Source organism: Alteromonas aquimaris, assembly GCF_026183695.1.
GTDB classification, from domain to species: Bacteria; Pseudomonadota; Gammaproteobacteria; order Enterobacterales; family Alteromonadaceae; genus Alteromonas; species Alteromonas aquimaris.
On the sequence record NZ_JAPFRD010000002.1, the window covers coordinates 485,699 to 500,540 of the forward strand.

11 protein-coding genes and 5 tRNA genes are annotated in these 14,842 nt (G+C 44.4%); 13 read left to right on the forward strand and 3 right to left on the reverse strand.

Annotation, left to right across the window (positions count from 1 at the left end):
• Window positions 1-257: 257 nt before the first annotated feature.
• Genes OPS25_RS02305 through OPS25_RS02320 form a run of 4 tightly spaced genes read left to right on the forward strand, consistent with a single transcriptional unit; the run spans window position 258 to window position 4,758 of the window.
• Complete coding sequence (locus OPS25_RS02305; protein ID WP_265616033.1) at window positions 258-1,181, forward strand: ABC transporter ATP-binding protein; 924 nt, start codon at window positions 258-260, stop codon at window positions 1,179-1,181.
• Window positions 1,178-1,912, forward strand: a complete 735-nt coding sequence (locus OPS25_RS02310; protein ID WP_265616034.1) for an ABC transporter permease subunit — start codon at window positions 1,178-1,180, stop codon at window positions 1,910-1,912. Before OPS25_RS02305 ends, OPS25_RS02310 begins: the two co-directional genes overlap by 4 nt.
• A gap of 3 nt (window positions 1,913-1,915) precedes the next feature.
• Window positions 1,916-3,760, forward strand: a complete 1,845-nt coding sequence (locus OPS25_RS02315) for a GldG family protein (protein ID WP_265616035.1) — start codon at window positions 1,916-1,918, stop codon at window positions 3,758-3,760.
• Window positions 3,757-4,758 carry a DUF4340 domain-containing protein gene (locus OPS25_RS02320; RefSeq protein ID WP_265616036.1) on the forward strand — a complete coding sequence of 334 codons (1,002 nt, stop codon included), beginning with the start codon at window positions 3,757-3,759 and terminating at the stop codon, window positions 4,756-4,758. The genes OPS25_RS02315 and OPS25_RS02320 overlap by 4 nt, the downstream gene beginning before the upstream one ends.
• An 8-nt stretch (window positions 4,759-4,766) precedes the next feature.
• Here OPS25_RS02320 and OPS25_RS02325 read toward each other — a convergent pair whose 3' ends face one another.
• Both OPS25_RS02325 and folD read right to left on the reverse strand, forming a co-directional pair.
• Entirely contained in the window at window positions 4,767-5,285 is a 519-nt protein-coding gene (locus tag OPS25_RS02325) for a DUF1415 domain-containing protein (protein WP_265616037.1), read from the reverse strand.
• Between the two features lie 11 nt (window positions 5,286-5,296).
• Window positions 5,297-6,151, reverse strand: coding sequence for a bifunctional methylenetetrahydrofolate dehydrogenase/methenyltetrahydrofolate cyclohydrolase FolD (gene folD, locus OPS25_RS02330; protein WP_265616038.1), 855 nt, complete (start codon window positions 6,149-6,151; stop codon window positions 5,297-5,299).
• 243 nt (window positions 6,152-6,394) lie between these two features.
• On the opposite strand from folD, the gene OPS25_RS02335 reads away from it, so the two are divergent.
• The 5 genes from OPS25_RS02335 (at window position 6,395) to OPS25_RS02355 (ending at window position 6,930) form a co-directional block, all read left to right on the forward strand.
• Window positions 6,395-6,471: transfer RNA gene (locus tag OPS25_RS02335), tRNA-Pro, on the forward strand.
• 29 nt (window positions 6,472-6,500) lie between these two features.
• Window positions 6,501-6,577: transfer RNA gene (locus tag OPS25_RS02340), tRNA-Arg, on the forward strand.
• An 87-nt stretch (window positions 6,578-6,664) separates the two neighbouring features.
• A tRNA-His gene (locus OPS25_RS02345) sits at window positions 6,665-6,740 on the forward strand.
• Between the two features lie 6 nt (window positions 6,741-6,746).
• Window positions 6,747-6,831 (forward strand) — tRNA-Leu (locus OPS25_RS02350).
• A gap of 22 nt (window positions 6,832-6,853) precedes the next feature.
• A tRNA-Pro gene (locus OPS25_RS02355) sits at window positions 6,854-6,930 on the forward strand.
• Between the two features lie 256 nt (window positions 6,931-7,186).
• On the opposite strand, the gene OPS25_RS02360 is transcribed toward OPS25_RS02355, so the two are convergent.
• The gene (locus OPS25_RS02360; RefSeq protein WP_265616039.1) at window positions 7,187-7,387 is read right to left on the reverse strand and encodes a hypothetical protein; all 201 of its coding nucleotides are present in this window, start codon (window positions 7,385-7,387) and stop codon (window positions 7,187-7,189) included.
• A 285-nt stretch (window positions 7,388-7,672) separates the two neighbouring features.
• On the opposite strand from OPS25_RS02360, the gene tig reads away from it, so the two are divergent.
• The 4 genes from tig to lon all read left to right on the forward strand — a co-directional run bounded on the left by tig (window position 7,673) and on the right by lon (window position 14,720).
• Window positions 7,673-8,977, forward strand: coding sequence for a trigger factor (gene tig / locus OPS25_RS02365; RefSeq protein ID WP_265616040.1), 1,305 nt, complete (start codon window positions 7,673-7,675; stop codon window positions 8,975-8,977).
• A 98-nt stretch (window positions 8,978-9,075) separates the two neighbouring features.
• Window positions 9,076-9,702, forward strand: a complete 627-nt coding sequence (clpP, locus tag OPS25_RS02370; RefSeq protein WP_265616041.1) for an ATP-dependent Clp endopeptidase proteolytic subunit ClpP — start codon at window positions 9,076-9,078, stop codon at window positions 9,700-9,702.
• 74 nt (window positions 9,703-9,776) lie between these two features.
• Window positions 9,777-11,051: an ATP-dependent protease ATP-binding subunit ClpX gene (gene clpX / locus OPS25_RS02375; RefSeq protein ID WP_265616042.1), complete on the forward strand. Its 1,275-nt coding sequence runs from the start codon at window positions 9,777-9,779 to the stop codon at window positions 11,049-11,051.
• Window positions 11,052-12,365: 1,314 nt separating this feature from the next.
• Window positions 12,366-14,720: an endopeptidase La gene (gene lon / locus OPS25_RS02380; RefSeq protein WP_265616043.1), complete on the forward strand. Its 2,355-nt coding sequence runs from the start codon at window positions 12,366-12,368 to the stop codon at window positions 14,718-14,720.
• Window positions 14,721-14,842 lie beyond the last annotated feature (122 nt).

Here is a 14,842-nt window from a genome sequence, read left to right on the forward strand (position 1 = left end):
GACCTAATTATATGTAGCTAGCGCCCGGATAGTACCTATAAAAATGACTTACTGATAAACATTCTCCCCCAACAGGGTAAGTGTTTATTGTCTTAAGTATTAGCTGTGTCGGCTCAAGCAAAAAAACAGACTACGAATTTCAGATGATTGAAATTTTCGACTATGCCACAATATGCGACTTTGTTATAAATTTTTGAGTTGTTCGCATTTAGCGCACAGCTTTACCTTTGCGACAGAAACAATGGAAAACTTTGCGTATGATTTCGGTTAAACATCTGACTCGCACCTTTGATGACTTTACTGCAGTGGATGATCTATCTTTTGAAATTGCACCGGGTGATGTTGTGGGTTTTCTAGGGCCAAATGGTGCGGGAAAATCTACCACGATGAAAATGCTCACGGGCTTTTTATCCCCTTCAAGTGGGGAAGTGAAAATAGATAATTTATCCATGCAGCAGAATGCCAAAATGCTGCAGAAAAAGATAGGTTATCTGCCTGAGGGATCTCCAGTTTACGGTGACATGACAGTATTCCAATTTTTGCACTTTATTGCTGATGTCAGAGAGTTAAAAGGGAAGAGTAAAAAAGCGCGCATAGGTGAAGTGATTACACAACTTGAGTTGCAATCGGTGCTTAATCGCACAGTGGATAATTTATCAAAAGGGTTTAAACGTAGAGTGGGGCTTGCGCAGGCGATTATTCATGATCCGCAAATTTTAATTTTGGATGAACCAACCGATGGACTCGATCCAAATCAGAAACATCATGTCAGAGAATTAATCAGAAAACTTTCTCAAGACAAGCTGGTGATTATTTCAACTCACATTCTTGAAGAAGTCACATCCGTGTGTAACAGGGTAATGATCATTGCTAAAGGACAACTTCGTTTCGACGGCACACCAACAGCATTGCAGCAAAAGTCGCGTTATTACCATGCGGTTAGCCTGACCCTCAGCTATGCGGCAGATATCTCTGGCTTGGCCGAAATAGAAGGGGTGGCGGATATGGAAATAAACCGGATTACCGGACAAGTAACGCTATTTCCTGAGCCGGACACGTACATACTGGGGCCAATAACCAACTACATAAATCACCGCAAATTACCTGTCGATGCTTTGTTTGTCGAGCAAGGGCGTGTAGATGAAGTTTTTAGAAGAATTACCAGTGAGGAAGCAGCATGAGAAACGCGTGGTTGGTGGCGAAACGCGAATTCAGTAGTTTTTTTGCGTCCCCCGTTGCCTATGTATTTATTGCCATTTTTCTAATGTTGAGCGGTATATTTACTTTTTTTGTCGGCAACTTCTACGATCGAGGACAGGCGGATTTACTGCCCTTTTTTAATTTTCATCCGTGGCTGTACTTATTCTTAGTGCCTGCCATCGGCATGAGAAGTTGGGCAGAAGAACGCAGGTCCGGCACTATTGAATTGCTAATGACGCTACCGATTACTGTAACAGAAGCGGTGATTGGGAAGTTTATCGCAGCCTGGGGAGTGTTAGCCCTTTCACTCGCCCTCACGTTTCCATTATGGATATCGGTGAACTATTTAGGATCACCAGATAACGGCATCATTATTGCCGCTTATATTGGAAGTTGGCTGATGTCGGGAGCTTTCTTAGCCATTAGCATGTGTATGTCAGCGATTACTAAAAATCAGGTGGTGGCATTTATACTCGCCATTGTGGTTTGTTTTTTGTTTGTCGTGAGCGGCTCTGGCATTGTGCTTGATGCATTTCAGCCTTGGGCTGGAAACCTTGTGATTGATACTATCGCATCATTTAGCTTGTTGACCCATTTCGAGGCCATGGCAAAAGGTGTTCTGGCCCTCAATGATGTAGGTTATTTTATTATTCTGACCGCGCTGTGGTTGTACGGCTGTCTTATTATTATTGAGCAGAAGAAGGCGGATTAACCCATGAATAAAATTTCCGCGATTGCAAGTTTGACCCTGTTGACCTTTCTCTTTGTTAGTTTGGTTATTGTAAATAATCAACTGTTAGACCAGTTCAGAGTCGATCTAACCGAGAATAAGGTGTATTCCCTTTCAACGGGAAGTAAAGCTGTTCTTAAAGAAATAAACGAACCCGTGACCCTGTACTTTTTCTTTTCTGATACCACCAGTAAGGGCATGACGGGCTTGCGCAATTATGCTGATAGAGTGAAGAGTTTGCTCAAAGAGTTTTCGCAAAGCTCAGAAGGTAAAGTTGTGCTTAAGGTCATCGATCCGAAACCTTTTTCGGAAGCGGAAGACCAGGCAAGTAGATTCGGTCTCACCGCTGCCAATTTAGGGGCGGTTGGTGATCCTGTTTATTTTGGTTTGGCAGGCACCAATGCATATGACGATCAGTTTACCATTGGTTTTTTCGATCCTCAGAAGGAGCAATTTCTAGAATACGATATTGCTAAGCTGATTTATCAGCTTAGCGACCCTGATCCGGTCAAAGTTGCGCTCATCACCGATCTCCCCGTTAGCGGTGGCCAAAATCCAATGACCGGTGAATATACCGATCCTATGGTGTTTTTCGAACAACTTTCCCAATTGTATGATGTGGAAGTGGTTTCGGGAAGCGCAACAGCACTTCCTGACAATACCGATGTAGTTATGTTAGCGCATACAAAATCGTTATCTGCCACGCTTTCTTATGCCATTGACCAGTTCACGATGAACAATGGCAGAATTATCGCATTTGTCGATCCGCACTATGAGTCAGACCCAATGGCCATGATGGGCGCTTTAGAGCCAAATCATTCATCTTTTGAATTACTTAATAAATGGGGAATCGATATTTCGAGCAGCATCATCTTAGATGCGAAGTTAGGGTTGGATGTTCGTTCGCAGTCTGGTGGAGTGGTGAGGCACCCAGGCATTTTGGGGCTAACCGCTAAGAACCTCGATCGTAAAGACGTTACCACTGCCAATCTGGAAGTGATTAATGGAGCTTCATTTGGCGCACTAACTCTTGATGAAACGTCCGCACTAAACTTACAGCCGCTGCTAACAACTTCGGCCAATGCAGTAAAAATGGAAGCGTCAACTTATTTGCAACAGTCGTCACCTGAAGCTATCCAAAGGCAAATGGGAGACGCTTCAGCGTCATATATTCTTGGCGGAAAAATTACCGGTAAAGCTAACTCTGCTTTTGCCACCCCCCCACAGGGCAGCGAGCAAAAACATGTCAGCAATACGAATGGCCTGAAATTGGTGGTAGTTGCCGATGCCGATATACTGGCTGATCGCTACTGGGTGCAGCAAAGCAGCTTTTTTGGTCAACCCATTTATACACCTTTTGCAAATAACGGCGATTTCATTACCAATTTGGTCGACAATATGGCGGGTAGCAATGCGCTAATCAGTATTCGCAGCCGAGGCTCATTTGTAAGGCCGTTTACAACCGTGGTGGATTTAGAATTAAAGGCGGAAGAGCGGTTTCGGGAACAGGAAGAGCGCTTGCAATTACAACTGCAACAAACAGAAGACAAGCTTGCACAACTTCAGGCCCAGCAAGACCAGTCAGGCTCATTGGTTATTTCAGCTGAACAGCAAAACGCCATTGATGAGTTTATCCAGCAGCGTGTGGAAATTCGCAAAAAACTTAGAGAAGTTCGCTTTGAACTTGAACGTGATATTGCTGCCCTGGGTAACTTTTTAAAATTCATCAATGTCGCCGCAGCCCCCGTGGTGCTGGTGTGCTTACTTTATCTTGCTGCCAGGATGTTGCGCCGACGTGCAGGTAAGCAGTGGATGGGGGAAACAGAATGAACATCCGACTAATCATTTTAATAAGCCTGGTTGTGGTCACGTCTGCAACCGCCTATTGGCTCATTTTTCATACAGACAGGTCGCAATCTCTTCAGCAATCTCTCTGGTTAGAGGAACTTGGCACACAAGGAATGTCTGTGCATCAGATTGAAGTGGCTAATACGTCTGGCACAGTATTTAAAGCCCAAAAAGAAGACGGTAAATGGGTCGCTACGCATTTGGATACCCGGCTTGGGTTTCCAGCCGATAAGCGTGAGCTGACCTCGTTGGTAAGTGCGTTGAGCCAAGCAAAAATTATTGAAACAAAAACCTCCAACCCCGAGTATTATCATCGCCTAGGGGTGGAAGAGATCACCAAACAGGATGCGCAGTCAACCCGTGTATTGTTAAATGGCGACAACAACAGCTGGCGAGTAATTATTGGAAACGCTGCCGCTAATGGGTTAGGTACTTACGTTCGCACTGCAGGTAAGCCAACCAGTTTACTGGTGGACCAATTGTTTAATTTACCAACCGGACCAAGCGACTGGTTATCGAAGCAGGTATTACCATTCACCCCTGAAGATGTCGTTAAGGTGGTGGTGAGGTATCGTGACAACCAGCCGGTGCAATTCGTACGCCGTCAAGAACCGGCTGAGCAGGCGTGGCAATTAGCGGATTTGAAGCAGAACGAAAGTCTTGTTTACCCGGGAGTGATTGCACAAACTATCAAGGACCTTACTTCCCTGAATTACGACAATGCCATCCCCTACGTGGAAAATCAGTGGGAAGTTGAGCGTTTGATTGGCGATATTACTTTCACGCTTACAGATCACAGTCAGGTTTTTGCCTACATGACGCAACCCAACGAAAAAGGCAATCACAAAGTATGGTTCAGCATGCCAGATAACCCTAGCTGGGTCAGCGACTGGGTGTTTGTTTTATCTGAGTTTAATGCTAAAAGCTATATGATAGGAAGAAACGATGTGGTGAATGTTAAAACTTCGGACAATCAATAAGTTAGAACCTATTTATGACGATATTGAGCCAACTTCTGTTTGAAATAATTCACACCTAATTCTAGACTGCGGATCTTGTTATTCTCATAAATTTTTTCTGGATGGGGATAGTTAGTCAGCACGGTTTCAATATCCCGCTCCCTGAGCAAGTGTAGAATAGGGAAGGGGGCGCGATTAGTATAGTGACTCGCTGAACCGACGGCTTCACCTTCAAAAAGATAGTCAGGATGAAAACTGGCCAGTTGATACTTACCCCAATAACCCCATTGCTCAAGCATTTCATTGGCGATATCCAGTAAGTCTAAATAATCGTTAAAGTCGACGAATCCTTTAGAAAAGACAATGAGCGTTGTCGCTGTTTCATTGTCGGCTTCCAGTCGTTGAATTTCTTCCTGTAACACTAACATCGCGCTTTCAATTGTCTGTTGCTGATGTTCCACAAAACGTATTTGCTTATTGTCTCGCACGAATCGGGCGAAAGGGCAAAAGTTTTGCCCTATCACAATCTCGTCAAGCCACTGCTTCACGGAATCCAGAATCATGAGTGATATTTGACGTACGCTTCTAAGGTGTTTTCAATCAAACTGGCAACCGTCATAGGACCCACACCGCCGGGGACTGGTGTGATCCAGCCAGCTCTGTCCTTGGCTTTTTCAAATTCCACATCCCCTACCAGAGACCCGTCAGACATTCTGTTAATACCCACGTCTATCACAATAGCCCCAGGCTTTATCCAGTCACCCGGAATAAAATTCGGTTTGCCAACTGCTACGACTAACAAGTCTGCACGCAGAACATGACTACGTAATTCCTGAGTAAATTTATGGCATGTCGTCACGGTGCACCCCGCCAGGAGCAGTTCCAACCCCATTGGACGGCCCACAATATTAGACGCCCCGACAATGACTGCATCGAGCCCTTTTATTGGCCTTTTGGTAGCCTCAATCATCGTCATAATGCCTTTAGGCGTACACGGGCGCAGGGCGGGAATGCGTTGCGCTAAGCGGCCAATATTATATGGATGAAAACCATCCACATCTTTGTGAGGTTGAATTCGTTCTAATATTTGCTCTGCGTTTAAACCGGCCGGTAGCGGAAGCTGAACCAGTATGCCATCGATTTCCTTATCATTATTTAAGTCATCTATAAGCTTCAACAAATCATGTTGGGTGGTATCTGAGGGTAAATCGAACGATCGGGAAATGAAACCCACTTCTTCACATGCTTTTCGCTTGTTAGCAACATACACCTGAGAGGCTGCATCTTTGCCTACCAGCACAACTGCCAGGCCGGGCTGGCGCTTATTGGCTTTCTTTAGGGACTCAACATAAGAGGCAACATGTTGGCGAACTTGTTTGGCAATTAACTTGCCGTCAATTAAATGAGCAGTCATATTAGAAGCTTATGAGTTTGAGTGATATGAAAGTACAGCGTATATTTTCACATATCTTGCTCAAGTATGCCAAAACTCCTTTTAGATTAATCAAATTTATAATATCGAAATTTACCAAAAAAGCAGCAATTTGTTGACGAAATGAGCGGATGAATTTTTTGCGTAAAAAAGTGTTTGACGGAGGTGGGTCAAGCCGGTAATATGCGCCCCCCGTAACGGTAGTGAAGTTCATGCCGCTACAGTCGGTGAGTGGCGCAGCTTGGTAGCGCACTTGTTTTGGGTACAAGGGGTCGCAGGTTCAAATCCTGTCTCACCGACCACTATTATTTCGCACGCGAAGATTCGCCGGGCGTCCGTAGCTCAGCTGGATAGAGCAACGGCCTTCTAAGCCGTGGGTCGCAGGTTCGAATCCTGCCGGACGCGCCATTTTTAATGGCAAAAAGGTACCGGAAGTGAAAGCGAGATAGTAATTGTGAAAGTATTGCTTTAATGTATACTTCACACACCTCAATGGTGGGCGTAGCTCAGTTGGTAGAGCCCCGGATTGTGATTCCGGTTGTCGTGGGTTCAAGTCCCATCGTCCACCCCACTTTATGCGGAAGTGGTGGAATTGGTAGACACGCTGGATTTAGGTTCCAGTGCTTCACGGCGTGAGAGTTCAAGTCTCTCCTTCCGCACCATTATTTTTCAGAATATTCCTGTCGGTGAGTGGCGCAGCTTGGTAGCGCACTTGTTTTGGGTACAAGGGGTCGCAGGTTCAAATCCTGTCTCACCGACCATTTATCTTCGATTTAATAAAATCAGTTGTCAGAGCCTGGCCTAGATACCTTGTCGGCTAAGCCGTGGGTCACAGGTTCACCGGTTTGTTCCCGATGCACTGGGTCATGCTCGCAACGCAAGCATGACGCGAGGGGCGAAGGATAGGATGTCTGGAACCAAAACCCTGCCTCATTGACTATTTCGCGTTATTAAAACGGTATAAGTCATGCCTACTGGGGCATCTACCTTAGGCCAACGTGAAGATGTTTTCCACGATCACTTATTTGTCCCTAGCTTAGGTGCAAGATCGACAGCATGCTTTAAGATAAAATTAAAGCGCAAAACCAACATTCTCACGCCATCACCCTCTGGCTTTAACGCTTGGCTATCTTGCCTGCAATCGCCTTCTCTTGAGATATGTCCTTTTGGTGTTTCGCGCTCAGGGAGACTGCGTTCTTCTGCATACGTTTCCTTCACAGTAATGTCCGCAGAGGGCAATAGGTGTTGCCATTAGACGTTAAATTACCAATGAGCCTCCTTATTCCTTATCCGATTTGGTTTAATTACGCTTTATCTCTCGACTCTGACAGCACCTGGCTGTATACTACCGCGTCTTTTTTTAACCAATGAGTATGAGTGGTTATTCAATGGCCGCTTAATCGAGACCTCCAACCCGGCTCAAATGCCTGTTGTTTAAGGCTGGCAAACGGGAAAGAGGGTGGCAAGTAAACGTCATCATAGGCGTACAGTTGAGGTAAAATAATGCAAGTTACAGTCGAGACGCCCCAGGGTTTAGAACGTCGTCTTACTATTACTGTTCCGGCAGATACAGTGGATTCTGCAGTTAAGGCACGCCTACAGCAATTAGCAAAAACACAGCGTATAAACGGTTTCCGTCCTGGCAAAGTGCCAGTAAGTGTTATTCAGAAGCGTTATGGTCAGGCTGTTCGTCAGGAAGTGGCTGGTGACGTAATGCAGCAAAACTTCTACCAGGCAATTGTACAGGAAAAAATCAATCCTGCTGGCATGCCAAAGTTCGAGTTGACCAAAGACACGCAAGGTGAAGATCTTGAATTTGTCGCCGCTTTCGAAGTTTATCCGGAAGTGGAAGTGAAAGGCGTTGACGAGATTGAAGTTGAAAAGCCAGTGGTGGACATCACTGATGCTGATTTAGACAACATGATGGAAACGTTGCAAAAGCAACATGCTGAGTGGAAAGAAGTTAAGCGTAAAGCAAAGAAAGATGACCGCGTTGTGATTGATTTCGTGGGCACTATCGACGGTGAAGAGTTCGATGGTGGTAAAGCTGAAGACTTTACTCTTGAGCTTGGCAAAGGTCGCATGATCCCAGGTTTTGAAGAGCCGTTAGTCGGTGCAAAAGCGGGTGATGAGGTGAAAGTTGAAGTGACTTTCCCTGAAGACTACCATGCAGAAGCGCTGAAAGGTAAAGATGCCGTATTTGCGGTTACCGTTAAAAAAGTAGAAGGTCAAAAACTTCCTAAAGTGGATGATGAATTCGCGAAATTGTTCGGTGTTGAAGATGGCGGTGTGGAAGCACTGAAAGCGGAAGTACGTAAGAACATGCAACGCGAACTGGATCATACGCTTCGCGCGAAAGTGAAAGAAGATGTTATTGCCAAACTGGTAGAGAAAAACGAGTTAGATCTTCCTCAAGCGTTAATCGATCAAGAAATTAACGTGTTACGGGATCAGGCAAAACAGCGTTTCAGCCAGCAGGGCGGCGGGCAGAACATGCCTGAATTACCGTCAGATCTTTTCAAAGATAACGCAAAACGCCGTGTAACGATTGGTTTACTGTTAGGCGAGATCATTAAGAAAAATGAACTTAAAGTCGATGACAGTAAAGTAGAATCGTTAATTGAGTCTTCTGCTTCAGCATATGAAGATCCGCAGGAAGTTATCGATTACTACAAAAATAATCAGGAGCTTATGCAACAGATGCGTAACGTCGCTCTTGAAGAACAGGCTATCGAGTGGGTAATGGAGCATGCCAAAACCACCGAAGTTAAGAAAGATTTTGATGAGGTTATGAACAAACAAGGGTAAATTTGTAACCTCTCATTGACTTTGCCTGTCGGCAACTGCTTAAATGCTCGGATACTTCCGAGCATTTTTGTTTTAAACGAGAAGAATCCAGAGTCGCTATGACAAATAATTTCGATATACAAAACGCGTTAGTTCCAATGGTGGTAGAGCAGACCTCAAAAGGCGAGCGCTCCTACGATATTTACTCCCGTCTACTTAAAGAAAATGTCATCTTTATGGTAGGGCAGGTTGAGGATCACATGGCGAACCTGATCGTCGCGCAAATGTTGTTTCTAGAAGCTGAGAATCCTGAAAAGGATATTTTTCTTTATATCAACTCGCCTGGTGGTTCGGTCACTGCCGGTATGGCCATTTATGATACGATGAACTTTATTAAGCCGGATGTGAGCACAGTGTGTGTGGGTCAGGCAGCCAGTATGGGGGCATTTTTGCTTTCAGGCGGTGCGAAAGGTAAACGTTACTGTTTACCCAATGCGCGTGTGATGATTCATCAGCCTTTAGGCGGATTCCAGGGTCAGGCTTCAGATTTTGAAATTCATGCGAAAGAAATATTGTCGACGAAAGAAAAGCTCAACCGCTTATTGGCTCAACATACAGGCCAAGAATATGAGACAATTGCGCGCGACACAGACAGAGATAACTTTTTGAGCGCAACAGAAGCAAAAGAGTACGGTATTATCGATCAGGTTTTAACAAATCGAACTGACGCCGCGACAACTAAGTAGTATATTTATATGAGTTCCGAACGCGTGCAGTCTTTTTTCGTTTTAGCGTTCGGGAAAGCTAGAGGCAGAGAGTAATGAGTGACAAAAAGAACGGTGACGGTGATAGTAAACTCTTATACTGTTCGTTTTGCGGCAAAAGCCAACACGAAGTTAAGAAACTAATCGCTGGCCCTTCGGTTTTCATTTGCGATGAGTGTGTTGAGTTGTGCAACGACATCATTCGCGAAGAAATCAAAGAAATCGCCCCGAAACAAAAGCAAGATGCGTTACCAAAGCCGCAGGAAATTCATGACCATTTGAACGATTACGTTATTGGTCAGGAACATGCAAAAAAAGTACTTTCTGTGGCTGTATACAATCATTATAAGCGTTTACGCAGTGGTGATATGCATGAGGGTGTGGAATTAGGCAAGAGTAACATTTTGCTTATCGGACCCACCGGCAGCGGTAAAACTTTATTAGCTGAAACGCTGGCAAGATTGCTGGATGTTCCTTTCACCATGGCAGATGCAACCACATTAACCGAAGCCGGTTATGTCGGTGAAGATGTGGAAAACATTATTCAAAAGCTTTTGCAAAAGTGTGATTACGATGTAGAGAAAGCCCAACGGGGTATCGTTTATATCGACGAGATTGATAAAATTTCGCGTAAATCCGACAACCCTTCTATCACAAGAGATGTCAGTGGCGAAGGGGTACAGCAGGCTCTATTGAAGCTAATAGAAGGGACCGTAGCGTCAGTGCCCCCCCAGGGTGGTCGTAAACATCCGCAGCAGGAATTTTTGCAGGTCGATACCTCTAAAATACTGTTTATCTGTGGTGGCGCGTTTGCAGGACTTGATAAAGTTATTGAGCAACGCGCACATACGGGAATGGGCATTGGCTTTGGCGCAAACGTTAAGTCGAAAGAAAATAAACCGCAGATCAGCGAATTGTTCAAGCAGGTAGAACCTGAGGATTTGGTTAAATACGGGTTAATTCCTGAGTTTATCGGACGCTTACCGGTAGTAACCAGTCTGGAAGAGTTGAGTGAAGATGCTCTTATCCAAATTCTTCGCGAACCCAAAAATGCCATCACAAAACAATATGGTGCATTGTTCGCGATAGAAGGTACTGAACTTGAGTTCCGTGAGGATGCGTTGAACGCCATTGCTAAAAAAGCAATGCAACGTAAAACCGGGGCGCGAGGATTACGTTCGATTGTTGAAGCTGTGTTGCTTGATACAATGTACGATTTGCCTTCTATGGAAAATGTGGACAAGGTGGTCATCGATGAGACCGTGATTCGCGGCGAATCGAAGCCTATTTTGATTTACGGAAAAAGCGATAAGAAAGCGGCTTCCGAATAGTTTATTCTCATTAAGATAGTAAAGAGCCAGTCAGTTAAGCTAATGACTGGCTTTTTTTTGTGGTAAGCCCGTTTGCCAATTAACCGAGGTAATCCAGTTTGAATTACGATTCAAAGTTTCGGTCACTATCTTCAAATCTATTCTCCCCAATCCATCCTGCACGAACCGCTAACCCGGAACTTCTTCTGCGTTGAAAAAAATTAGAAAGCACCATCTCTGTTTCCCATGCCTGCGTATAAATAGCGGTTTTGTAATGTCATTTGCTATTTCCAGATAACGTAATTAGCTTTACTAAGCCTGATAGGGCATGATTCCCAGACCATCATAGTATGCACTATACGGCAGAGTGTTACGCAGCGTGTACAGGTGCATTATTCTGTAAAAGAATCCACACCGTTAGGTGTTACGAATTTTCTAAAGGAACAGCATAGCTAACGCCAGTGAAGGTGAGGTAAATGAAGGGATGATAAAATGCGTGGGCGAAAAGAAACGCGATTGGATAACTTACACTTATTAAAGTTTCGTTAAATTGAGTAACGCCAAGATTGATTGGGATGTTTACCCAATCGGCCTCAAAGAAGCAGATTCAGCTGACTCTGTACGTCCCTCAGTATGAAAGTGTAAGATTTCGTTAGTGTGTTAACGGAATGTCGCCTTCCTTTGCTAATCTCGGGTCACTGTTCCCGCGGAGGCTAAGTTGCATACCAGGAAAAGAACTTATCCATTTAGTTAAATAATTCAAGATTTCGCACCCAGTTATATAATTCCGCGCCAGCACGCAGGGCTACACTGAAGGTTGAAAGGGTAGTCGACGTGAGTTTATCGTATAGCATCTAAGCGATTACCATTCACGTATCACAACTACAACCTAGATTATTTTCAAATTAGGCGAAATGAGGAATCGCTTGTAAGTTACGCGATTAAAATAGAAACAGGGTTACAGCAAAATCGAACTTGCGTCGTTTCTATCCCCCTTTGGACGGGGTTGTTTTCACTTTTGAGCGGTACTGAATGCGTTAGCTTCAGACCCACTCAAGCTTCCCACACTCGGAATGTCAGAAGGGCAAAATTCACTAGCTGAGTGAGCAAACATCAGTGCTAATTGGTATAAACTTTCATTGAATAAGGATAACATTCAATAATTGCCAGGTTGATAAAGAACTCATCAAAGTGAAAGTTTAATGTGTCATTCGCATCTGTAGGATTATGCTTTGTAATATCGAATATTTTAATAAATTAAGTGAACTCGTTTTAATTGAACTTTGTGTCATTATCCCCATATAAAAACTCACAATTAACAAGAAGAGAATTCGTATGACAATTGAGCGTGAAAATCGCAGTGAAATTCCGGTGTTAGCACTTCGCGATGTCGTCGTGTACCCCCATATGGTCATACCTTTATTTGTTGGTCGCGAAAAATCCATTCGCTGTCTTGATGCCGCAATGGAAAACGACAAACAAATTTTTTTGGTTGCGCAAAAAGACGCAAGTGTTGATGAACCTGAAGCTAAAGATATATTTTCCATCGGTACTATCGCCACTATTTTGCAACTTCTCAAACTGCCAGATGGCACGGTTAAAGTATTGGTCGAAGGAAATGTAAGAGGGGAGGTTGGCGAGTACTCTCAATATGAACCGTATTTTTCTGCCAGTGTGGAAAAGATAATTGATCAGGGAATACCCGAAAATGAACAAGAAGTGCTCATTCGTTCGGCGGTTTCCCAATTTGAAGGTTACGTTAAGTTAAATAAAAAAATCCCGCCTGAAGTGCTTACCTCGTTGAATGGCATTGATGATGCCGCGCGACTCGCAGATACCATGGCCGCGCACATGCCTTTGAAACTGCAAGAAAAACAAAAAGTTCTTGAGATGAAAAGCATCAACGAACGTCTTGAATATTTGATGGCGTTGATGGAAGGGGAAATTGATTTACTTCAGGTCGAAAAGAAAATTCGTACGCGCGTGAAAAAGCAGATGGAAAAAAGCCAACGCGAGTACTATTTGAATGAGCAGATGAAAGCGATTCAAAAGGAGCTTGGCGAATTAGATGATACCCCCGATGAATTTGAAGCGCTCAGTAAGAAAATAGCTGATGCAAAAATGCCTGAAGAAGCCGAAAGCAAGGCGAAGGCTGAATTGCAAAAACTAAAGATGATGTCGCCCATGTCGGCAGAAGCCACGGTGGTGAGAAGTTATATCGAATGGTTGACCAACGTACCATGGAATAAGCGCAGTCCCGTTAAGCGTGACCTCGCAAGAGCAGAAAAAGTACTGGATGCCGATCATTACGGCTTGGAGAAAGTAAAAGAACGCATCATCGAATATCTGGCAGTACAACAGCGGGTGAAAAAACTTAAAGGGCCAATACTTTGCTTAGTCGGTCCTCCAGGGGTCGGTAAGACATCGCTGGGTCAGTCCATTGCAAAAGCGACAGGGCGCCAGTATGTGCGTATGGCCTTAGGCGGCGTGCGCGATGAGGCTGAAATTCGCGGGCACCGCAGGACTTATATTGGTTCTTTGCCTGGTAAATTGATTCAGAAGATGGCAAAGGTGGGGGTGAAAAATCCACTGTTCCTACTCGATGAGATTGATAAGATGTCAGCGGATATGCGTGGGGATCCTGCCTCGGCTTTATTAGAGGTACTTGACCCAGAACAGAACAGTAGTTTTAGTGATCACTACCTTGAAGTGGACTACGATTTATCAGATGTAATGTTTGTAGCAACCTCCAACAGTATGAATATGCCCGGTCCGTTGATGGACAGAATGGAGGTCATTCGTCTTTCTGGTTACACAGAAGATGAAAAATTAAATATCGCCACTCGCCATTTAATCAGTAAGCAAATGGAACGAAATGGTCTGAAGAAAAAAGAGCTCGAGATTACCGATTCGGCCATCATCGGTATAATTCGTTACTACACCCGAGAAGCGGGGGTGCGAAGTCTAGAGAGGGAAATCTCCAAAATTTGTCGTCGTGCTGTAAAAGATATACTTATCAATAAAAATAAAGAAAAAGTAGTCGTCACCCAGGATAATTTAAAAGATTTTCTTGGTGTACAGCGTTTTGACTATGGAAAAGCTGACAAGGATAACCAGATTGGCCAGGTGACCGGACTTGCCTGGACGCAAGTGGGCGGGGACTTATTAACAATTGAAACCACAGCCGTACCTGGCAAAGGTAAAACCACCTTTACCGGCTCGTTAGGTGACGTCATGCAGGAATCTATTCAAACAGCCATGACGGTAGTACGTAGCCGGGCTGAGAAGCTTCGGATAAATGGCGACTTCTACGAAAAACGTGATATTCACGTTCACGTGCCCGAAGGAGCCACCCCCAAAGATGGGCCCAGCGCAGGTATCGCTATGTGCACAGCGCTGGTGTCCTCGTTAACAGGAAATCCTGTTCGTTGTGAGGTAGCGATGACTGGCGAAATAACCTTGCGAGGTGAGGTACTGGCGATCGGTGGGCTTAAGGAGAAATTGCTTGCTGCACACCGTGGTGGCATTAAAACAGTGGTGATCCCAAAAGAAAATGAACGAGATTTGGAAGAAATCCCGGAAAATGTTAAGAAGGATTTAACCATCCACCCAGTTAAATGGATTGATGACGTGCTTGATATTGCTCTTCAGGAACCGGTGGAATCGTTTAAAGTCGTGAACTCAAAATAACCAATCCCCCTTCGCGCATGCCGCTCTAGGCGCGGCATGTAGCGATTTATCTTACTTTTTGTACAAAAAATAGCCATAAAATCGCTGAAATGGTAATTTTTTGCAAAATAGGGCTTTCAACT

What these genes read in the sequence shown, in the direction of transcription:
- OPS25_RS02305 (WP_265616033.1), top strand. Translation starts at nt 258, where the DNA reads ATGATTTCGGTTAAACATCTGACTCGCACCTTTGATGACTTTACTGCA.
- OPS25_RS02310 (WP_265616034.1), top strand. Translation starts at nt 1,178, where the DNA reads ATGAGAAACGCGTGGTTGGTGGCGAAACGCGAATTCAGTAGTTTTTTT.
- OPS25_RS02315 (WP_265616035.1), top strand. Translation starts at nt 1,916, where the DNA reads ATGAATAAAATTTCCGCGATTGCAAGTTTGACCCTGTTGACCTTTCTC.
- OPS25_RS02320 (WP_265616036.1), top strand. Translation starts at nt 3,757, where the DNA reads ATGAACATCCGACTAATCATTTTAATAAGCCTGGTTGTGGTCACGTCT.
- folD (WP_265616038.1), bottom strand. Translation starts at nt 6,151, where the DNA reads ATGACTGCTCATTTAATTGACGGCAAGTTAATTGCCAAACAAGTTCGC.
- tig (WP_265616040.1), top strand. Translation starts at nt 7,673, where the DNA reads ATGCAAGTTACAGTCGAGACGCCCCAGGGTTTAGAACGTCGTCTTACT.
- clpP (WP_265616041.1), top strand. Translation starts at nt 9,076, where the DNA reads ATGACAAATAATTTCGATATACAAAACGCGTTAGTTCCAATGGTGGTA.
- clpX (WP_265616042.1), top strand. Translation starts at nt 9,777, where the DNA reads ATGAGTGACAAAAAGAACGGTGACGGTGATAGTAAACTCTTATACTGT.
- lon (WP_265616043.1), top strand. Translation starts at nt 12,366, where the DNA reads ATGACAATTGAGCGTGAAAATCGCAGTGAAATTCCGGTGTTAGCACTT.